Source organism: Amycolatopsis solani, assembly GCF_033441515.1.
Taxonomy (GTDB): Bacteria; Actinomycetota; Actinomycetes; order Mycobacteriales; family Pseudonocardiaceae; genus Amycolatopsis; species Amycolatopsis solani.
Genome location: NZ_JAWQJT010000002.1, coordinates 862,420 through 882,516 on the forward strand (window position 1 = coordinate 862,420; position 20,097 = coordinate 882,516).

The 20,097-nt window shown below is 72.9% G+C and carries 20 protein-coding genes; 14 read left to right on the forward strand and 6 right to left on the reverse strand.

The window, feature by feature from the left end:
- Nucleotides 1–34 precede the first annotated feature (34 nt).
- From dop to prcA, 4 genes are all read left to right on the forward strand, one after another.
- Nucleotides 35–1,537 (forward strand): depupylase/deamidase Dop, encoded by a 1,503-nt coding sequence (gene dop, locus SD460_RS24610; protein ID WP_290059141.1) that lies wholly within the window; start codon nt 35–37, stop codon nt 1,535–1,537.
- Nucleotides 1,538–1,623: 86 nt separating this feature from the next.
- The gene (locus SD460_RS24615; protein WP_013226725.1) at nt 1,624–1,818 is read left to right on the forward strand and encodes a ubiquitin-like protein Pup; all 195 of its coding nucleotides are present in this window, start codon (nt 1,624–1,626) and stop codon (nt 1,816–1,818) included.
- 111 nt (nt 1,819–1,929) lie between these two features.
- On the forward strand, nt 1,930–2,784 hold the full coding sequence (gene prcB / locus SD460_RS24620; protein WP_290059140.1) for a proteasome subunit beta: 855 nt from the start codon (nt 1,930–1,932) through the stop codon (nt 2,782–2,784).
- Between the two features lie 53 nt (nt 2,785–2,837).
- Nucleotides 2,838–3,641, forward strand: coding sequence for a proteasome subunit alpha (gene prcA, locus SD460_RS24625; RefSeq protein ID WP_290059138.1), 804 nt, complete (start codon nt 2,838–2,840; stop codon nt 3,639–3,641).
- A gap of 49 nt (nt 3,642–3,690) precedes the next feature.
- Here prcA and SD460_RS24630 read toward each other — a convergent pair whose 3' ends face one another.
- From SD460_RS24630 to SD460_RS24640, 3 genes are all read right to left on the reverse strand, one after another.
- Nucleotides 3,691–4,461 carry a class I SAM-dependent methyltransferase gene (locus tag SD460_RS24630; protein ID WP_290059137.1) on the reverse strand — a complete coding sequence of 257 codons (771 nt, stop codon included), beginning with the start codon at nt 4,459–4,461 and terminating at the stop codon, nt 3,691–3,693.
- A gap of 31 nt (nt 4,462–4,492) precedes the next feature.
- The gene (locus SD460_RS24635; protein ID WP_318306793.1) at nt 4,493–5,680 is read right to left on the reverse strand and encodes an alpha/beta hydrolase; all 1,188 of its coding nucleotides are present in this window, start codon (nt 5,678–5,680) and stop codon (nt 4,493–4,495) included.
- Between the two features lie 103 nt (nt 5,681–5,783).
- Entirely contained in the window at nt 5,784–7,208 is a 1,425-nt protein-coding gene (locus SD460_RS24640; RefSeq protein WP_438860666.1) for a bifunctional phosphatase PAP2/diacylglycerol kinase family protein, read from the reverse strand.
- A gap of 199 nt (nt 7,209–7,407) precedes the next feature.
- On the opposite strand from SD460_RS24640, the gene pafA reads away from it, so the two are divergent.
- Together pafA and SD460_RS24650 are read left to right on the forward strand one after the other, a co-directional pair.
- Nucleotides 7,408–8,766: a Pup--protein ligase gene (gene pafA, locus SD460_RS24645; protein ID WP_290059133.1), complete on the forward strand. Its 1,359-nt coding sequence runs from the start codon at nt 7,408–7,410 to the stop codon at nt 8,764–8,766.
- A 110-nt stretch (nt 8,767–8,876) separates the two neighbouring features.
- Nucleotides 8,877–9,899 (forward strand): WD40/YVTN/BNR-like repeat-containing protein, encoded by a 1,023-nt coding sequence (locus SD460_RS24650; RefSeq protein ID WP_290059132.1) that lies wholly within the window; start codon nt 8,877–8,879, stop codon nt 9,897–9,899.
- Here SD460_RS24650 and SD460_RS24655 read toward each other — a convergent pair.
- Together SD460_RS24655 and SD460_RS24660 are read right to left on the reverse strand one after the other, a co-directional pair.
- A complete protein-coding gene (locus SD460_RS24655) occupies nt 9,896–10,594 on the reverse strand; it encodes an SDR family oxidoreductase (RefSeq protein ID WP_290059130.1) in 699 nt (232 codons plus the stop codon). The two genes, SD460_RS24650 and SD460_RS24655, sit on opposite strands and share 4 nt — an antisense overlap.
- A 10-nt stretch (nt 10,595–10,604) precedes the next feature.
- Complete coding sequence (locus SD460_RS24660; protein ID WP_318306794.1) at nt 10,605–11,513, reverse strand: NADP-dependent oxidoreductase; 909 nt, start codon at nt 11,511–11,513, stop codon at nt 10,605–10,607.
- A gap of 107 nt (nt 11,514–11,620) precedes the next feature.
- Here SD460_RS24660 and SD460_RS24665 point away from each other — a divergent pair, with 107 nt between their 5' ends.
- The 7 genes from SD460_RS24665 (at nt 11,621) to SD460_RS24695 (ending at nt 16,531) form a co-directional block, all read left to right on the forward strand.
- Complete coding sequence (locus SD460_RS24665) at nt 11,621–12,052, forward strand: winged helix-turn-helix transcriptional regulator (RefSeq protein WP_290060795.1); 432 nt, start codon at nt 11,621–11,623, stop codon at nt 12,050–12,052.
- A 10-nt stretch (nt 12,053–12,062) separates the two neighbouring features.
- Entirely contained in the window at nt 12,063–13,046 is a 984-nt protein-coding gene (locus SD460_RS24670) for a helix-turn-helix transcriptional regulator (RefSeq protein ID WP_290060793.1), read from the forward strand.
- Nucleotides 13,043–14,023, forward strand: a complete 981-nt coding sequence (locus SD460_RS24675; protein WP_290060792.1) for a helix-turn-helix transcriptional regulator — start codon at nt 13,043–13,045, stop codon at nt 14,021–14,023. Before SD460_RS24670 ends, SD460_RS24675 begins: the two co-directional genes overlap by 4 nt.
- A gap of 10 nt (nt 14,024–14,033) precedes the next feature.
- Nucleotides 14,034–14,246, forward strand: coding sequence for a bacteriophage holin (locus SD460_RS24680; RefSeq protein WP_290060791.1), 213 nt, complete (start codon nt 14,034–14,036; stop codon nt 14,244–14,246).
- 31 nt (nt 14,247–14,277) lie between these two features.
- The gene (gene tatA, locus SD460_RS24685; protein WP_290060790.1) at nt 14,278–14,592 is read left to right on the forward strand and encodes a Sec-independent protein translocase subunit TatA; all 315 of its coding nucleotides are present in this window, start codon (nt 14,278–14,280) and stop codon (nt 14,590–14,592) included.
- 86 nt (nt 14,593–14,678) lie between these two features.
- A complete protein-coding gene (tatC, locus tag SD460_RS24690) occupies nt 14,679–15,650 on the forward strand; it encodes a twin-arginine translocase subunit TatC (protein ID WP_290060787.1) in 972 nt (323 codons plus the stop codon).
- Nucleotides 15,650–16,531, forward strand: coding sequence for a diacylglycerol/lipid kinase family protein (locus tag SD460_RS24695; RefSeq protein ID WP_290060785.1), 882 nt, complete (start codon nt 15,650–15,652; stop codon nt 16,529–16,531). The genes tatC and SD460_RS24695 overlap by 1 nt, the downstream gene beginning before the upstream one ends.
- Here SD460_RS24695 and SD460_RS24700 read toward each other — a convergent pair.
- Nucleotides 16,528–17,103: a hypothetical protein gene (locus SD460_RS24700; protein WP_290060783.1), complete on the reverse strand. Its 576-nt coding sequence runs from the start codon at nt 17,101–17,103 to the stop codon at nt 16,528–16,530. The two genes, SD460_RS24695 and SD460_RS24700, sit on opposite strands and share 4 nt — an antisense overlap.
- A 143-nt stretch (nt 17,104–17,246) precedes the next feature.
- On the opposite strand from SD460_RS24700, the gene SD460_RS24705 reads away from it, so the two are divergent.
- Nucleotides 17,247–20,024 carry a DEAD/DEAH box helicase gene (locus SD460_RS24705; RefSeq protein WP_290060781.1) on the forward strand — a complete coding sequence of 926 codons (2,778 nt, stop codon included), beginning with the start codon at nt 17,247–17,249 and terminating at the stop codon, nt 20,022–20,024.
- The last annotated feature ends 73 nt before the right edge of the window (nt 20,025–20,097 follow it).

The window sequence follows — 20,097 nt, forward strand, 5'->3', positions numbered from 1 at the left end:
TCGTTCCACTAGGACGACCCCGTAGGGTGGGGACATGCGGCGGATCATGGGAACCGAAGTCGAGTACGGCATCTCCGTGCCGGGCGACGCGACGGCGAACCCGGTACTCACCTCCACCCAGGTCGTGCTGGCCTACGCGGCCGCGGCCGACATCCCGCGCGCCCGGCGGGCGCGGTGGGACTACGAGGTGGAGAGCCCGCTGCGGGACGCGCGCGGGTTCGACCTGACCGGGCCGGGCGGGCCGGGCCACGACCCGGACGTCGAGGACCTCGGCGCGGCGAACGTCATCCTGACCAACGGGGCGCGGCTGTACGTCGACCACGCGCACCCGGAGTACTCGGCGCCCGAGGTGACGAACGCGCGCGACGCGGTCATCTGGGACAAGGCGGGCGAGCGGGTGATGGAGGAGGCCGCGCTGAAGGCGGCGTCCGTCCCGGGTCAGCCGCAGCTGCAGCTCTACAAGAACAACGTCGACGGCAAGGGCGCGAGCTACGGCACGCACGAGAACTACCTGATGGCGCGGTCGACGCCGTTCACCGCGGTGATCGCGGGGCTGACGCCGTTCTTCGTGTCGCGGCAGGTGGTGACCGGCTCGGGCCGGGTCGGGATCGGCCAGCAGAGTGAAGAGGCCGGGTTCCAGCTCTCCCAGCGTGCGGACTACATCGAGGTCGAGGTCGGCCTGGAGACCACGTTGAAGCGCGGGATCATCAACACCCGCGACGAGCCGCACGCGGACGCGGACAAGTACCGGCGGCTGCACGTCATCATCGGCGACGCGAACATGTCGGAGTACTCGACCTACCTGAAGGTCGGCACGACGGCGCTGGTGCTGGACCTGATCGAGTCGGGCATCCGGTTCGACGACCTGAAGCTCGACGAGCCGGTCAAGGCCGTGCACCAGATCAGCCACGACCCGACGCTGAAGACGCAGGTGGCGCTGGCGAACGGGAAGAAGTACACCGGCCTGGACCTGCAGTTCGCCTACCACGAGATCGCTTCGCAGAACCTGGAGCGCATCGACGCCGACCAGGCGTCGAAGGAGGTCCTGCGGGTCTGGGGCGAGGTGCTGGACGCGCTGGCGCGCGACCCGCAGGAGTGCGCGGACCGGCTGGACTGGCCGGCGAAGCTGCGGCTGCTGGAGGGCTATCGGCAGCGGGACAGCCTGGCCTGGGGCGCGCCGCGGCTGCGCCTGGTCGACCTGCAGTACTCGGACGTGCGGCTGGCCAAGGGCCTGTACAACCGCCTGGTGACCCGCGGCTCGATGAAGCGGCTGGTCACCGAGGAAGAGGTGCTCGCCGCGGTCACGACGCCGCCGTCGGACACCCGGGCGTACTTCCGGGGCCGGGCGCTGGAGAAGTACGCGGCGTCGATCGCGGCCGCTTCGTGGGATTCGGTCATCTTCGACGTGGGCAAGGAGTCACTGGTGCGGATCCCGACCCTGGAGCCGCTGCGGGGGACGAAGGCGCACGTCGGCAAGCTGCTGGACAACTCGGCGACCGCCGAGGAGCTCGTGGAGGCGCTCACCGGTTCGGACTAGGCGGGACGCACCAGCGATCGCGGCGTGACCCCGAATGTCGGGGCCGCTGGGTAGGCTAGGAAACATCAGCCACACCGGGAGGCGAGATGGCCCAGGAAAAGATCGAAAAGCACGGCGGTGGTGACTCCGACGAGGAGTTCGACGACACCGGCGCGGCGGGTCAGGAGCGGCGCGAGAAGCTCGGCGAGGACGTCGACACGATCCTCGACGAGATCGACGACGTGCTCGAAGAGAACGCCGAGGACTTCGTCCGGGCCTACGTGCAGAAGGGCGGCGAGTAGCCGCACCGGGGCACTGCGCCCTTGCCGACCGTTCAGCCGGCGGCCGGGGTTCCGCGTGGCCGTTGGCGCGCGCGGGGCTCCGGCCCGCACAGATGGGACTTTTGAGCACGTATGGACAACACCAGGGGCATCTCGGGTCCCGCGCTGCCTGCCGCGTACTTCTCGTCGGCGACGTCGTCGTTTTCGGACTTCTTGCGGGTACAGGCGCCGGAGCTGCTTCCGGAGCGGCGGGTGACGGGTGGCGCGGCCGAGCTGGGCGTGCCGCACGGGACGACGATCGTGGCGTGCACGTTCGCGGGCGGTGTGCTGATCGCGGGTGACCGGCGGGCGACGTCGGGGAACCTGATCGCGAGCCGCGACATCGAGAAGGTGCACGTCACCGACGAGTACTCGGCCGTGGGCATCGCGGGCACGGCGGGGCTGGCCGTGGAGATGGTACGGCTGTACGCCGTGGAGCTGGCGCACTACGAGAAGATCGAGGGCGTTTCGCTGTCGCTGGACGGCAAGACGAACAAGCTGGCCGGCATGGTCAAGGCGAACCTCGAGATGGCGATGGCCGGGCTGGCGGCCATCCCGCTGTTCGTCGGCTACGACCTGGAGGCCGAGGACGCCAAGCACGCGGGCCGGATCGTCTCGTACGACGCCGCGGGCGGCCGCTACGAGGAGAACGGCGGCTACGCGGGCATCGGGTCGGGTTCGCTGTTCGCGAAATCGGCGCTGAAGAAGCTGCACGACCCGGACGCCGACGTCGAAGGCGCGATCCGGGTGGCGGTCGAGGCGCTGTACGACGCGGCGGACGACGACACCGCGTCCGGCGGGCCGGACCTCGTGCGGCGGATCTTCCCGAGCGTCGTGACGATCACCGCGGAGCACGGCGCCGTGCAGCTGCCGGAGTCCGAGACCGCGGCGGTCGCGGAGGCCGTGGTGGCCGGGCGGACCGAGCGCCAGCAGCGCCGGCTTTCCTGACGCGGGGCCGGACCAGTGAACGTTGGAACACCTGAGAACCTGGAGCGCACACCGTGACGATGCCGTTGTATGCCTCTCCCGAGCAGCTGATGCGGGAGCGTTCCGAGCTGGCGCGCAAGGGCATCGCGCGCGGCCGGAGCGTGGTGGTGCTGAAGTACGCGGGCGGCGTGCTCTTCGTGGCGGAGAACCCGTCGGCGACGTTGCACAAGGTGTCCGAGATCTACGACCGCATCGGTTTCGCCGCGGTCGGGCGCTACAGCGAGTTCGAGAACCTGCGCGTCGCGGGCATCCGCCACGCGGACCTCAAGGGCTACCAGTACGACCGGCGTGACGTGAGCGCGCGAGCGCTGGCGAACGCCTACGCGGCGACGCTGGGCAGCATCTTCACCGAGCAGCTGAAGCCGTTCGAGGTCGAGGTCTGCGTCGCGGAGGTCGGCGCGAGCTCGGCGGAGGACCAGCTGTACCGGCTGACCTACGACGGCTCGATCTTCGACGAGCCGCAGTACGTGGTCATGGGCGGGCAGAACGAGAAGATCGCGGCGAAGCTGAAGGAAACCTTCGAGGACGGCCTGGACCTGCAGGGGGCGCTGAGCCTGGCGGTGGCCGCACTGCGGGCCCCGGCCCAGCCCTCGACGTCCTCGTCCTCGTCGTCTTCTTCTTCGTCCGGGTCGGCTTCGAACGCGGCCTCTTCGAACGGCACGAGCGAAGACCCGCCGATCAAGCTGGAGGTGGCGGTCCTGGACCGCGACCGCCCGCGCCGCGCGTTCCGCCGCCTGACGGGCGCGGCGCTCGACGCGCTGCTCCCGGTCCCGGACCCGGTGGGCGAAGAGCCGGAGGCGAAGCCGGAAGGCGAGTGAGTTCCTGAGCGAACGGGGGCGTGGCCGCGGCCACGCCCCCGTTTCGCGTTCAGCGGCGGGCGAAAGCGAGCAGGTGGGCGCTGACGTCGATGAGCGCCGGGTCCCGCTCGGCGATCCGGGCCGCGCGCAGGGCGGGCTCGGCCAAGCCGGCGAACCGGGCGAGTCCCGCCACGTCGAGTGCGGGCCAGGCGGGGCCTTCGACTCCGAAGACGGTGGTGCCGGTGAAGCCCGCGTCCGCGACTTCGCCGTGGAGCCCGGCGGCGGTGTGCCAGTGGGTGGGGACGAATCCGGCGTGGCCGTCGTACGCACCGGTGGCGATGACCTCCCGGATCGACGCCTCGCGGTCCGCCGTGAGCGTGCCCGTGGTGGCGGTTTCCAGCAGGGACAGGTAGCGGCTGATGCCCGCGGCCGCGAGGAGGCCGCCCGGGCGCAGCACCCGGCGGGCCTCGGCGAGGGCCCGGGCGCGGTCCGCGTCCTCGACGAGGTGGTAGAGCGGCCCGAGGAGCAGCACGGCGTCGCAGTGGGAACTCGCCACGGGCAGCGCGCGGGCGTCGGCGATCCCGGCGGTGACGCCCGGGTGACGACCCGCCTGGCCGGCGTGGGACGGCACCGGGTCGAGCAGGTGCACCTCGTGCCCGTCGGCGGCGAGCCAGGCCGCGTGGACGCCGGTGCCACCCCCGACGTCGAGCACCCGGGCGCGCGGGGGCAGGAAGCGCCGGATCAGCTCGCGCGTGCGCAGGAACTCGAGCCTGCCGTGCGGGGTTCGGGTGAGGCGGGTGTCTTCGGCGGGGCCGGTGGCGTAGTGCGTCGCGAGGTCCATGCTCCAGGGTCTCCGGCGGCGCAACCGGCTTTCAGGACGCCGCGGGCGAGGCCCGGAAGTTCTGGTCGGCGAACGCCAGCAGGTACGGCAGCGTCGCCCGGGCCGTGTGCCAGGTGTGGTTGAAGCCGCGCTCGGCGTGCACCACCGCCTCCTGGCCGCGGGCCCGCAGCGCGTCCGCGATCCGGCGGGCGGTCGTCACGTCGGTCGGCGCGCCCGTGCCGACCGCGAGCATCACCGAGATCGGCGCCGTGAACTTCATGGTCGGCAGGTACCGGCGCGGGGTGTTGGCGGCGATGGCGGCCTGGTTGCCGCCCAGGATGCCGACCGAGTCGTTGAGGTCGTCGTAGGGCAGCGCGATGACCAGGGTCGCGAACTCGCCGACGTGGTGCAGCCCGATGTTCAGGGCGCCGAAGCCGCCACCGGACATGCCGCCCAGCGCCCGGTGGCCGCGGTCGGCGAGGGTGCGGTAGTGCCGGTCGACGGCCGGGACGACGGTCGCCGTCAGGTACGTCTCCAGCTGGGGGCCGCCGGGGACGTCGAGGCACTCCCAGTCGGTGCTGGGGTTGCCGGCGGTCAGGTCGACGCTCACCACGATCATCGGGGCGATCACGCCGGCCTGCTGCAGCGCCAGGAGCGTGCCGGGCGCGTCGCCCGAGGTCAGCCAGTCGCGGGGACCGCCGAACGGGTAGCCGTGGATGAGGTAGACGACCGGGTAGCGGCGGGCGGTGTCCTGGTCGTAGCCGGGCGGCAGGACGACGTAGTTGCTGCCCGACGGGACGCCGTGCGCGGGGTCGGGCACGTTCAGCACGTCGACGCGCTGGCCGCCGGCCGTGGCCGGGGCGCTGGGCCGCGGCGCGGACGGGGCCTCCTTGCCGTCGTCGAGCAGGCGCCCGGCCAGGTTCACCGGGCCGGGGCCCTTCTGGAGCAGGCGGGCGAGGTCGTCGCCGGTGCGGACGTACCCGACGTAGCTGTTCAGGGCAGTGACCGCCGCGAGCAGCAAAAGCACGCCGAACGCGGTGAACCCCCAGCGCCGGACGCGGCGGCGGTACCAGAGCGCGACGACGACCGCGAGGACGGCGACGGCGGCCGAGGCGATGGAGAGCCAGATGAGCGGTGACTCGAGCGGGCCCAGGTCGCGGGCCCGCGCGGTCACGTCACCCGGCAGCACCGGGTCGGCGGCGACCCCGTGGAAGACGCGCGCCACCCCGTGCCCGTCCATCGTCTCCCCGCTCGTCCCCTGGCCGCGGGCATGATCGCCCGCATCTCCCTCGCGAAGCTAGCCAGTGGTCCCTGTGGGTTCGTTGAGAGAAGGTAAAGCGCCGTCAAGGACGGTAGATGGTGAGCGCGCTGGGGCAGGAGCGGAAGCGGAACCGGTTGCCGAGCGGGCCGACCTCGCCGTCGGTGGCGACGCGGCGGTGGCCGTCGAGCAGCTCGACGTCCAGCTCGGGCAGGTCGAGCTCCTGGTAGACGTGGCTGGCGGCGAGGGTGCGGGTGAGCATCGCGGCCAGGAACCGGGCGCGGGAGTAGGGCAGGTCGGCGCGCAGGTAGCGGATGTCCAGCAGGCCCGTGTCGAGCGCGGGCCGACGGCTGGGGGCGAACCCCTTCGGCGCGTACGTGCCGTTGCCGACGAACAGCAGCCACACCTGGGTGAGCTTGCCGTTGAGCCGGACGGTCAGCGGCTTGGCGTGCCGCAGCGTCCTGGCCAGCGCGATCGCCGCCGAGGGCCACTTGGGGTGCTTCTCCTGGAGCTTCTCCCGCAGCCGCACCATCTCCGGGTAGCCGCCGAGGCTGGCGGTGTTGACGAACCAGCGGTGCGCGGGCTCGCCCGCCCCGTCGATCCGGACCTCGCCCAGGTCGATGCCGACGGCGTTGCCGACCTCGGTCGCCGCGTCGGCGTCGGGCATGGACCGGACGCCGACGTCGCGGGCGAAGTGGTTGAGCGTGCCGGTCGGGATCAGGGCCAGCGGCAGGTCGCGCTCGGCGGCGACCGAAGCCACCGCGGCAACGGTGCCGTCGCCGCCCGCGACGCCGAGCGCGCGGATCGTGCCGCGGGCGTCGATCTCGGCTTCGAGCTGGGCGTGCAGGTCCTGCTCGGGGTCCGGGTTGATGATCTCGGCCTTCGGCCAGGCGTGCCGGGCGTCCTCGGTGGGGTCCTGCCCGTCGATCCCGGACTTCGGGTTGACCAGCACGAGCATGTCGTCGCCGTCGACCATCTCGGGCGCGTCGGCGTCGTGGGCCGTGCGGGCGGGCACGTCGTCGTGCAGCGGCCACCAGTGCCGGGTGGCGAAGCCCACCCCGGTGCCGATGGCCAGGCCGACGCCGACGTCGGAGGGCCAGTGCACGCCGGTGTGCACCCGCGAATAGGCGACGGCCAGCGCCAGCGGGGCCACGGCGAGCCCGGCTCGCGGCGACTCCATCGCCACCGCCGTCGCGAAGGCGGCCGCGGACGCGGAGTGCCCGGACGGGAACGACGACGATGTCGGGCGTTTCCGCAGGCGGCGGCGCACGGGCGTCTCCTCCTCCGCCGGACGGCGGCGCGGGAAGAGCGGCTTGCCGATCAGGTTCGCGGCGGCGCTGGCGCCGGCGATCGCGACGACCCCGCGCAGCGCGGCCCGCCGGGTGGGGCCCTTCCGGACGGCGAGCAGCGCCGCGACACCCCACCACAGGCGGGACTTGTTGGCCGATCTGGACAGCACCATCAGGGCGTCGTCGGCTTTCGTGGCCGGCAAGGCGGCGCTGCGGCGCATGAGGGCGCGATCGGTGCGGCCGACCCGCCGGAAGGCCTGGATGAGCTGGTGTGTCAAGGAGTCGCCTTCCCCAAGTCGTCAAGAGCAGTGCTCCAATCGTGCCTGAATCGGGGAGTTTTCACCGTCTGTGGCAGACCGGGGGCGTGTCGACGCCCGAACGGCGCACCGTCGGAGGGGGTCCAGCGCCTACTCTGGTGGAATGCAGCGGCGGATCTTTGGCATCGAGACCGAGTTCGGGGTCACGTGCACCTTCCACGGACAGCGCAGGCTCTCGCCCGACGAGGTGGCGCGTTACCTCTTCCGGCGGGTCGTGTCCTGGGGACGCTCATCGAACGTCTTCCTGTCGAACGGCTCCCGGCTCTACCTGGACGTCGGCTCGCACCCCGAGTACGCGACGGCCGAATGCGACGACCTGGTCCAGCTGGTCACGCACGACAAGGCGGGCGAGCGGATCCTCGAGGACCTGCTGGTCGACGCCGAGCGCCGGCTGGCCGACGAGGGCATCGGCGGCGACATCTTCCTGTTCAAGAACAACACCGACTCCGCGGGCAACTCCTACGGCTGTCACGAGAACTACCTGGTGACCCGCGCGGGTGAGTTCTCGCGGATCGCGGACGTGCTCCTGCCGTTCCTGGTGACCCGCCAGCTCATCTGCGGCGCCGGCAAGGTGCTCCAGACGCCGCGCGGGGCGGTCTACTGCCTCTCCCAGCGTGCGGAACACATCTGGGAGGGCGTCTCGAGCGCGACCACGCGCTCGCGGCCGATCATCAACACCCGCGACGAGCCGCACGCCGACGCCGAGCGCTACCGGCGGCTGCACGTCATCGTGGGCGACTCGAACATGGCCGAGCCGACGACCATGCTCAAGGTCGGCTCGGCGAACCTGGTGCTCGAGATGATCGAGGCCGGCGTCCAATTCCGCGACTTCACCCTGGACAACCCGATCCGGGCGATCCGCGAGATCAGCCACGACCTCACCGGCCGCCGCCAGGTCCGCCTGGCCGGCGGGCGCGAGGCCTCGGCGCTGGACATCCAGCGCGAGTACCACGCCCGCGCCGTCCAGCACCTCAAGGAGAACGGGACGACGCCGGCGAACGAGCGGGTCGTCGAGCTGTGGGGCCGGGCGCTGGACGCGGTCGAGCAGCAGGACTTCGGCAAGATCGACACCGAGATCGACTGGGCGATCAAGCACCGGCTGGTCGAGCGCTACCGGCACAAGCACGACCTGGACCTGTCCAGCCCGCGGATCGCGCAGCTCGACCTGGCCTACCACGACATCCGCCGCGGCCGGGGCATCTTCGACCTGCTGCAGCGCAAGGGCCTGGTCCGCCGGGTCACCGACGACGGTGAGATCGAGGCCGCCAAGGACACCCCGCCCCAGACGACCCGGGCGAAGCTGCGCGGCGACTTCATCGCCGCCGCCCAGGCCGCGGGCCGCGACTTCACGGTCGACTGGGTGCACCTGAAGCTGAACGACCAGGCCCAGCGCACGGTCCTGTGCAAGGACCCGTTCCGCTCGGTCGACGAGCGGGTCGAACGCCTGATCAGCTCGCTCTGACGCCCGCACCGGTCGTGAGTGATAAGTCGGGTTAGAACCCGACTCATCACTCACGACCGGACTGGCGTGCCCTACGAAAGTCGGGGGGCGGGTGCGGCAGGATCTCCCGCATGCGTGTCGTGCTGCTCGTGCTCGCCCTGCTGGTTTCGGTCGCGGTCCCGGCGTCGGCGGGGGAGCACCGGCCGAAGTGGGACGTCAAGCCGACCGGCGTCACCGCCCAGTTCCGCGGCCTGTCCGCGGTGAGCGCGCGGGTGGCGTGGGTCAGCGGGACGCAGGGGACCGTCCTGCGCACCACCGACGGCGGGGCCACCTGGCAGTCCGTCGGGCCGCCCGGGACCGAGGCGCTCCAGTTCCGCGACATCGAGGCCTTCGACGCCGAGCACGCCGTGACCCTCTCCATCGGCCCCGGCACCGACTCGCGCGTCTACCGGACCGACGACGGCGGCGCGCACTGGCGCCAGACGTTCCAGAACACCGACGCGGCCGCCTTCTACGACTGCCTCGCCTTCTTCGACCCTTGGCGCGGCCTCGCGATGAGCGACCCCGTCGACGGCAAGTTCCGGGTGCAGGCCACCTTCGACGGCGGCCGCAGCTGGCACCAGGTGCCCGACCGCGGCTTCCCGCCCGCGCTGCCGGGCGAGGCCGGGTTCGCCGCCAGCGGTCAGTGCGTCACCACCGCCGGGCCGTTCGACGCCTGGCTCGCCACCGGCGGCGGCGCCACCGCCCGCGTCCTGCACTCCGGCGACGGCGGCCGCCACTGGACGGCGTCGGACACGCCGTTGCCGAGCAGTCCCTCGGCGGGCGTGTTCGCCCTCGCCTTCCGCACGCCGACCCAGGGCGTCGCGATCGGCGGCGACTTCGCGAACCCGGACGCGCCGGGCCCGGCCGTCGCGCTGACCCGCGACCGCGGCCGCACCTGGACCACCCCGGGGCAGTACCCCGCCGGGTACCGCTCCGGGCTGGCCTGGCGCGGCGGCACGCTACTCGCGGTCGGCCCCGGCGGCAGCGACCTCAGCCCGGACGGCGGCCGGCACTGGACCCGGTTCGACACCGGCAGCTTCGACTCGGTGGACTGCGCCGGGGCGGCCTGCTGGGCGAGCGGCGCCCAGGGCCGGGTGGCCCGGCTGGGTTAGAGCACCTGGCCGGTCGGGCGGACCATGATCTCGTTGACGTCCACCGACGGCGGCTGCTGCAGGGCGTAGAGCACCGCGCGGGCGATGTCGTCCGCCGCCAGCTTCGGCTTCTTGCGCTGCTCGTCGGTGAGGATGTCGGTGTCGGTGATGCCCGGGTTGATCAGCGTGACCCGGACGCCGGTGCCGACGGCCTCCTCGCGGATCGCGCCCGCCATCCCGGTCACCGCCCACTTGGTCGCCGAATAGAGGCTGCTGTTGCGGACGTAGCGGCCCGCGACCGAGCCGGTGATGAGCAGGTGCCCGGCGGTCTCCGCGAGCGCCGGGAGGGCCGCGCGGGCGGTGTAGGCGGCGCCCAGGACGTTCGTGCGGACCATCTCCTCCCACGCCCGCGGGTCGGGGTCGTCGGTGCCGAAGAAGGACGTCCCGACGCCGATGCCGGCGTTGGCGAAGGCCGCGTCGAGCCGTCCGAACCGGGCGACGGTCTCGCCGACCGCCCCGGAGACGCTTGGCCAGTCGCCGACGTCGGCGCCGAGGGCGAGGGCCCGGTCTTCGCCGAGCTCGGCGGCGAGCGCCGCGACGGACTCGGCCCGGCGCGCCACGAGCGCGACCTTGAACCCGGCTTCGGCGGCCAGCCGCGCGGTGGCGGCGCCGAGCCCGCGCGAGGCACCGGTGATGAGGAGTACGCGATCATCCATGCCGTCCAGGCTAGGGAGTCAGGACGAGCCTGCCACGCACCCCGCCCGCGGCCAGCCGTTCGTGCGCTTCGGCGGCGTGCCCGAGCGGCAGCACGTCCGCGACGCGCGGCGGCAGGGTCGCGGCCAGCCCGGCGAGCCGGTCGCCGTCGGCGCGGATCCAGACGCCGCGGACCCGGACGCCGCGCAGCGGGTTCGGGGCGGCCCCGGCGGCGAAGGCGACGAACTCGCCCCCGCCGCGGACGGCGTCCAGCGCGTCCAGCCCGAGGAGCGCGGTGTCGAGGACGGCGTCCGCCCCGCCGGGGACCAGCGCCCGGACGCGCTCGGCCAGGTCCGGGCCGCGGGGGACGAACTCGTCGGCGCCGAGCTCCCTGACGAGTGCTTCGTCGGCTTCGCCCGCGACGGCGACGACCCGCAGGCCCCGGGCGTGTGCGAGAGCGACGGCGTAGCCGCCGACCGCGCCCGCCGCGCCGGTCACCAGGACGGTCCCGGCGGTCTCGACGAGGTCGAGCGCCTGCGCGGCGGTCAGGGCGGTGAGCGGGAGGGTGGCCGCCTCCACGGGGGAGAGACCCGGGGGAGCGAGCGCGACGGCGGAGGCGTCCAGGACGACGTAGTCGGCGTAGGCGCCGAGGGGGAGGGCGATGCGGTCGCGCAGCCCGAGCACGGCGTCGCCGGCGCGGAACCGGGTGCCGCCGGCGTCGTCGACGACCCCGGCGACGTCCCAGCCGAGACCGAGCACCGCCCGCGGCGGGACGACCCCCGCCGCGCTGAGCACCCCGGCGCGGGTCGCGAGGTCGACGGGGTTGACCGCGGCCGCCGCCACGCGGACCCGCACCTGCCCCGGGCCGGGCTCCGGCACCGGTACCTCGGCGAACTCCAGGACCTCCGGGCCGCCGAACCGCCGGACCACCACCGCACGCATCTTCGTCTCCTCCTCGCTCGGGCTCCTTCCCCGCGACCGTATGGGGAGCTACTCTCCATCGGGAAGTACGCACTCGCAGGTTCCCCACGTACCCGGAGGTTCGCCCGGTGCCCACGCGCACGGCGGAACAGCGGCGGCACGCCGAAAAGGCCGCCTACGACGCCTACCTCGCCGCCTGCCCGACCCGGAAGCTGCTGGACGAGATCGCCGGCAAGTGGGTCAGCCTGGTCCTGGTTGCGCTCGGTGACGGGCCGCGGCGCTACAGCGACCTTTCGCGGCGCATCGCCGGGGTCAGCCAGAAGATGCTCACCCAGACCCTGCGGGTGCTCGAACGCGACGGTCTCGTGCGCCGCGACGTGACGCCTTCGGTGCCCGTCCGCGTCGACTATTCCCTTACGCCGCTGGGGGAATCGCTGCGCGCGCTGGTGGCCGGGTTCAAGGACTGGGCGGAGGCGAACTTCGACGCCGTCGACGCCGCGCGAACCGATTACGACGCGCGTACCCCGGACCTCACGATCGGGCCGGGCGGCGCGGGCTAGGCTCTACCGGGTGTCCACCGCACGCGCCGAACGGCTGGTCAATCTGGTGCTGGCCCTCCTGTCCACCCGGCAGTACCTCACTGCCGAGCGGATCCGCGGCATCGTGCCCGGGTACGCCGACGCGGCCAGCGACGACGCCTTCTTCCGGACGTTCGAGCGGGACAAGACCGAGCTGCGCGAACTCGGGATCCCCCTGGAAACCGGCCGCAACTCCGCGTTCGACGCGATCGAGGGCTACCGGATCGCCCGCCGCGACTACGAACTCGGCGAGATCGACCTCGCGCCCGACGAAGCCGCCGCGGTCGCGCTGGCGTCCCGGCTGTGGGACTCGCCGGAGCTGACCGGGCAGGCGCAGGGCGCGCTCGTGAAGCTGCGCGCCGCCGGCCTGGAGGTCGACGACCAGGCGCCCACCGTCGTCGAGCCGCGGGTGCGCGCCGAACCGGCGTTCGGGCCGCTGCTGGCCGCGGTCCAGAGCGGGCAGGCCGTGCGCTTCGAGTACCGCCGCAGCGGCTCGCCCGAGCGCATCATGCGGACGCTCGAGCCGTGGGGCGTGGTGTCGTGGCGTGCCCGCTGGTACGTCGTCGGGCACGACCGCGACCGCGGCGCCACCCGCTGCTTCCGCCTCTCCCGCGTCACCGGCCAGGTCCGCACCGTCGGCAAGCCCGGCGCGGTCCGCCGTCCCGAGGGCGTCAACCTGCTCAAGCTCGTCACGGCCTCCAGCGGCAGCGAGCCCGCGCCGGTCACCACCGCCCGGCTCTGGGTCGCCGACGGCCGCGCCGCCGGGGTCCGCCGCCGCGGCACCGTGGTCGGGCGCAGCACCATCGACGGCGAAGACGGCGACCTGATCGAGATCGGCCTGCTCTACCCGGAGTCGGCCGCCGACTGGATCAGCGCGCAGGGCCCCGACGTCGTCGTGCTGGAGCCGGACGTGCTGGCGAAGTCGGTCCAGGACCGGCTCGAAGCCGTCGCCGCCCGCCAGGGGAGCGCGGTGTGAGCGGGTCGACCGACCGGATGCCGAGACTGCTGGCGCTCGTGCCGTACCTGCTGGCGCGCCCCGGCATCCGCATCGACGAGGCGGCGCAGGACTTCGACGTCACGCCGAAGCAGCTGCGCAAGGACCTCGAGCTGCTGTGGATGTGCGGGCTGCCCGGGTACGGGCCCGGCGACCTGATCGACCTGTCCTTCGAGGGCGACACGATCGTCGTCACCCACGACGCCGGCATGAACCGCCCGCTGCGGCTCACCGGCGGCGAGGCGACCGCGCTGCTCGTGGCGCTGCGGGCGCTGGCCGAGACGCCGGGGGTGGTCGACGGCGACGCCGTCCGCCGCTCCATCGCCAAGATCGAGTCCGCGGCCGGGCAGGCCCAGCCCGCCGGCGTGGTCGTCGGCGGGGGAGTGCGCGAGGGCGAGAAGACCGCGCGGACCCGCGAAGAGGTCGCCCGGGCCCTGCGCGACGGGCGCGCGCTGCGGATCCGCTACTACACCGCGTCGAAGGACGAGATCACCGAGCGCACGGTCGACCCGATGCGGCTGCTGATCGTCCAGGCGGTCGGCTACCTCGAGGCGTGGTGCCGCCGCGCCGAGGGCGTCCGGCTGTTCCGGCTCGACCGGATCGACGAGCTGACGGTCCTCGGCGAGCCCTCGCGGCCGCCGGCGCACGCCCACCCGACCGACATCTCCGACGGTGTCTTCCGCGAACGTCCCGATCAGCGGGAGGCCGTGCTCGTCCTCGACCCGGACGCACGCTGGGTAGCCGAGTACTACCCCTGCGAGGAGCTCGACGAGCTCGAGGGCGGCCGGCTGCGGATCCGGATGCGCTACGCCGACCAGTCCTGGATGGTGCGGCTCGTGCTGGGGCAAGGCGGGGAAGTGCTGGTCGAGAGCCCGGCCGACCTCGCGTCCGAAGTCGGACGCCGCGCCGCCGACGCCGTGGCCCGAGCCCGTCACCTTCCGTCAACCTGCGACCACTAAGGTGATCGACGTGCCGTACCTGCCCACCGTCGTGCTCGTCGCGATCGGCCTGCTGCTGCTCGTCGTCCTGCTGGTGCGGACCACCAAGGTCTTGCGTGGCTTCAAGCGGACCGCAAGCATGGTGGCTACGAACACCCAGGACCGGGCGGGGTTGCTCCGCGCCCGGTCGGCCGCGCTGCGCGTCGCCTTCGCGGAGCGCCGCCGGAAACCGGAAAACCAGTAACATCCCTACCAGACGCAGATAGGAGGCCACCATGCTGAACGGATTGCAGCCGTGGCATTTGATCATCTTGGTGCTCGTCGTCGTGCTGCTGTTCGGGGCCAAGAGGCTTCCCGACGCGGCCCGGTCCATCGGCAAGTCCATGAAGATCTTCAAGGCCGAGACCAAGGACCTCACCGGCGACAAGGCCGCGGCGACCGAGGACGCCGAGCCCGTCGAGACGAAGCAGATCCCGGCCAAGCCCGTCGCACCCGCTTCGACCGACCAGCAGGTCGCCGACCTGCAGCGGCAGCTCGACGAGCTGAAGAAGCAGCAGGCCGCCGACCAGCCGCAGAAGAACGCCAGCTGAGCGGCTAGGCCACACCCGGTCCCCCGTCCACGGAGCGCGCCCGACGCGGCGCGCTCCGGCGGACTCCCACGAGAACGGAACAACCCGTGGCGGAATCCGCCTCCGGAAACGGTGACACCCGCCGGTCGAAGCGGCGCAAGCGCAGCCGTCGCACGAACCCCGACGGCACGATGACGCTCATCGAGCACATCTACGAGTTCCGCCGCCGCCTCGGCTTCGCCATGCTCGCCGTCGTGGTCGGCGGGATCATCGGGTTCATCTGGTTCGGGACCAAGATCGGCCCGATCCCGTCGCTCGGCGACCTCGTGAAGGACCCGTACTGCGCCATCCCGGCGGACCGGCGGCTCGACAGCGCCGAAGGGTGCCGGCTGCTGCAGACCGTGCCGTTCGAGGCCTTCATGACCCAGCTGAAGGTCGGCATCGCGGCCGGGGCCGTGCTCCTCTCGCCGGCCTGGCTGTACCAGCTCTGGGCGTTCATCGCCCCGGGTCTGTACAGCAAGGAGCGCAAGTACGCGCTGACGTTCGTCGGGTTCGCGTCGGTGCTCTTCGCCGCGGGCGCCGTGCTCGCCTACATCCTCTTCCCGCACGCCCTGCAGCTGCTCATGGGCTTCGGGCAGGACGCGTTCGTCACCGCGCTGACCGCGGACAAGTACATCTCGTTCCTGCTGTCGCTGCTGATCATCTTCGGGATCAGCTTCGAGCTCCCGCTGCTGGTGGTGATGCTCAACCGCGTCGGCGTGGTGAAGTACGTCCAGCTGAAGAAGTGGCGTCGCGGCATCGTGTTCGCGCTGTTCGTCTTCGCGGCCTTCGCCACCCCCGGTTCCGATCCGTTCTCCATGCTCGGCCTCGCCGGCGCGCTCACCGTGCTGTTCGAGATCGCCGTCCAGATGGCGCGCTTCCACGACCGCAAGCTCGAAAAGGCCCGCGGCGACGAGGGCTGGGACAAGCTCGCCGACGACGAAGCGGCGCCGTTCGACTACACGCCGAGCACCGTCGACGACGAGCCGTCCACCCCGACCGCGTCCGGCGGCCGGTCGAGTACCGACGACGTCACGTAGTGGGCATCCACGCCGCGCTCGCCGTGCACCCGGCCTCGGGGCACGGCGCCGCCGCCCGGATCGCCGACACGGTCGCGGAGCGGCTGCGCGGCGCCGTCGACCGCCTCGACGTGCTGGTCGCCAACTCCGTCGAGGAGTCCCGCGAGCTGATGCGGACCTCCCACGCCGGCGGCCTCGACGTGCTGGTCGTGCTCGGCGGGGACGGCGCCGCCCACCAGGGCGTCCAGTTCTGCGCCAACCACGACGTGGCCCTCGGCCTGGTCCCGGCGGGCACCGGCAACGACTTCGCCCGTGCCCTCGGCGTCCCGGCCGAGCCACTGGCGGCGGTCGAGGCGCTGGTCGCGGCCCTGAAATCGGGCGCGCGGCGGCGCATCGACCTGGGCCGGATCGGGGACACCTGGTTCGCGACCGTCCTGTGCGCCGGCTTCGACGCGAGCGTCAACGAACGCGCCAATCGGATGCGCTGGCCGTCCGGGCCCCGCCGCTACGACCTGGCGATCCTGGCCGAGCTGGCGTCCTTCCGGTCCCGCCCGGTCGTCGTCGACACCGGCACCGGGCGGATCGAGCTCGACGCGACCCTGGTCGCGATCGGCAACACCCGCTTCTACGGCGGCGGCGTCCCGATCTGCCCCACGGCCGACCCGGAAGACGGCGTCTTCGACGTCACGATCATCGGCCACGCCACCCGCCGCGGCCTGATGCGGATGCTCCCGGGCCTGCGCACCGGCAACCACGTAACCCACCCGGCGGTCCGCACCCTGCGCGCCCGCTCGGTGGAGCTGACCGGCAACAGCTGGCCCGCCTACGCCGACGGCGAGCCCCAGGGCACGGTCCCGGTGACGGTCAGCTGCGTCCCGGGCGCGCTGACCGTGCTCGCCTAACGCTCGTAGCCACCCGCCCTGGCCACCAGGTGGCGGAAGTGAGCCGGGGTCAGCAGACGGCCCGCGTCGGCGAAGTACACCCCGCCGCAGCGGTGGCAGAACCAGCCCTGCTCCCACACCTGCTGGGCCGCCGGGACGCCCTTCTGCTGCTTCCGGTGCGCTCGCACGCGGCGGACGTAGAGCCAGACCAGCACGCCCGCCGCCAGGTACACCCCGAACGCCGGCAGCGAGAGCACCGCGTAGCCCAGCGCCTTCGCGCCCTCGCCGCCGGGTGGCGGGTCGTCGGCCGCCGAGAAGGGCAGCAGCAGGAAGCAGCTGCCGACCAGCGCCAGCACGATCACCGCAGCCATCAGGCCGCCGCTGCGGCGGGGTGGGGGAAAGGGGTCAAGGGAGCGGGCGACCGCGGAGACCGAGACCCCGCTGACCTGGCTGCTCGTGTAGACGACCCCGTCGCCCGCGGGGACGGCCACCATCGGGCCCTGGCCGCGGTAGAAGGAGTGCCCGCCCTGGTAGACCGCCGGCACGTGCTGCACCTGGTCCAGCTGCCCGCAGCTCGGGCACGGTTCGGTCATCGGGACCTCCTTCCGCCCGCTCCGACGCGCCCGCCGGTGATCCGGTTCCCCACCCAGGTGTATAACGCCCTATACCGCCCCGCACGCCACGCCGTCGGTCACGCGGCGTGCGGAACCGCCGGGGGGTGTGACACGCTGAGGAGGTGGCCAGTAGCCCTTCTCCGTCCCCGGCCGAGGCCTATGCGGCCTCCTCGCGCCGCGGGAAGTACCCCCAGCTGACGCGCTTCGCCGCGGAGGCGTCCTTCGAGTTCGACGAGTTCCAGGTCCGGGGGTGTGAAGCCCTCGAGGGCGGCCACGGCGTGCTCGTCTGCGCGCCGACCGGGGCCGGCAAGACCGTCGTCGGCGAATTCGCCGTGCACCTGGCGCTGGCCGAGGGCCGCAAGTGCTTCTACACGACGCCCATCAAGGCGCTGTCGAACCAGAAGTTCGCCGACCTGGTCGCCCGCTACGGCGCCGACGCCGTCGGCCTGCTCACCGGCGACACCTCGATCAACGGGAACGCCCAGGTGGTCGTGATGACCACCGAGGTCCTGCGCAACATGCTCTACGCCGGCTCCTCGACGATCACCGACCTCGGTTACGTCGTGATGGACGAGGTCCACTACCTCGCCGACCGGTTCCGCGGCGCGGTCTGGGAAGAGGTGATCCTGCACCTGCCCGAGCACGTCCGCGTGGTCGGGCTGTCGGCCACCGTCAGCAACGCCGAGGAGTTCGGCGAATGGCTGGTCGAGGTCCGCGGGGACACCACCGTGGTCGTCGACGAGCACCGGCCGGTGCCGCTGTGGCAGCACATGCTGGTCGGGAACCGGCTGCTGGACCTGTTCGCGGGCGAGGACACCCACCTGCCCGGCGCCGAGCTGCGGATCAACCCGACCCTGCTGCGCCGCACCGAGGAGATCGGCCGCCAGTACGCGCCGGCCGGGTTCCGCGGCCCGCGCGGGCGGCGGGGCGCGCCGTCGCGGATGCCGCGGTTCCGGCCGCCGTCGCGCGTGGACGTCGTCGAGCAGCTGGACCGGGCCGGGCTGCTGCCCGCGATCGTGTTCATCTTCTCCCGTGCGGGGTGTGACGCCGCGGTGGCGCAGTGCGTGCGGTCCGGGCTGCGGCTCAACGGGCCCGGCGAGGTCGAGGAGATCCGCCGGGTGATCGACGCGCGGACGTCGGAGCTGCCCGAGGGCGATCTGGGCGTGCTCGGGTACTGGGAGTGGCGAGAAGCCCTCGAACGCGGCATCGCCGGCCACCACGCCGGGCTGCTGCCGGCGTTCAAGGAGACCGTCGAGGAGCTGTTCGTCCGTGGCTTGGTGAAGGTCGTGTTCGCGACCGAGACCCTCGCGCTGGGGATCAACATGCCGGCCCGCACGGTCGTGCTCGAACGCCTGGTCAAGTACAACGGCGAGGCCCACGTCGACCTGACGCCGGGGGAGTACACCCAGCTGACCGGCCGGGCCGGGCGGCGCGGGATCGACGTCGAGGGGCACGCCGTCGTCGCGTGGCAGCCCGGGGTGGATCCCAAGCAGGTCGCCGGGCTGGCGTCGACGCGGACCTACCCGCTGCGGTCGTCGTTCCGGCCGGGCTACAACATGGCCGTGAACCTGGTCGCGCAGGTCGGCGCGGCCGAGGCGCGGGAGCTGCTGGAACAGTCGTTCGCGCAGTTCCAGGCCGACCGGTCGGTGGTCGGCACCGCGCGCCGGATCGAGCGGAACAAGGAAGCGCTCAAAGGGTACGCGGCCGCGATCACCGGCGACTTCGACGAGATGCTCGAGTACGTCGAGCTGCGGGCGAAGATCTCGGCGCGGGAGAAGGCGCTGTCCCGGCAGAACACGGCGGTGCGGCGGGCGGGGACCGCCGAGTCGCTGGAGAAGCTGCGCAAGGGGGACGTCATCGCGGTGCCGGCGGGCCGTCGCGCCGGGCTCGCCGTGGTCGTCGACCCGGGGCTGGACCCGATCCGCGAACCGCGCCCGGTGGTGGTGACCGAGGACCGCTGGTCCGGGCCGCTGTCGGTGGCGGACTTCCCGGCGCCGGTCGAGGCGCTGGGGCGGATCAAGCTGCCGCGGCACATCGAACTGCGGTCGCCGAAGACCCGCCGCGACATCGCCTCGACGCTGCGCAACGCCGGGATTTCGTTGCCGGGCAGGCAGAAGCGGAATTCCGGGGCCAACGAGGACGGCGAGCTGGCGGCGCTGCGGCGGGCGTTGCGCGCCCACCCGTGTCACGGGCTGGCCGAGCGCGAGGCGAACCTGCGCTGGGTCGAGCGGTACCAGCGGCTCGCGGCGGAAACCCAGCAGCTGGAACGGAAGGTCGCGGCGACCACGCACTCGCTGGCGCGCGCGTTCGACCGGATCCTCGCGTTGCTGGGCGAGCGCGGCTATTTGGGCCCGGAGTCGGCCGGGAACGGGGAGGACCGCGTCACCGAGCACGGCCGTCGCCTGACCCGGCTCTACAGCGAGTCCGACCTGCTGGCGGCGGAGTGCATCCGGCACGGCGTGTGGCGTGACCTCGGCCCGGCCGAGCTCGCCGCCGTCGTGTCGACCCTGGTGTTCGAGGCGCGCCGCGACACGGCGGGCGAGCCGCGGCTGCCCGGGGGTGCGGTGCCCGAGGCGTGGCAGGAGACCGTGCGGCTGTGGGTGGAGCTGACCGAGGACGAGCGGCGGCACCGGCTCGACCGCACCCGGGAACCCGACGCCGGGTTCGCCTGGCCGGTCTACCGGTGGGCGCGCGGCGAGTCGCTGGAGAAGGTGCTCACGGCGGCCGAGGCGAACGGCCAGGAGCTGTCGGCGGGTGACTTCGTGCGCTGGTCGCGCCAGGTGATCGACCTGCTCGACCAGATCCGCGACGTGCTCGGCAAGGCCGACCCGGTCGGCGCGGCGGCGGCCGACGCGGTGAAGGCGCTGCGCCGCGGTGTCGTGGCCGCGGGCGCCGCGTGAACTTCGTGTTAGGGCTGCTCCAAGCGGGGCAGTGCCATGCGCGTGGGCACGTGTGCTCGGCTCCGACCTGTGG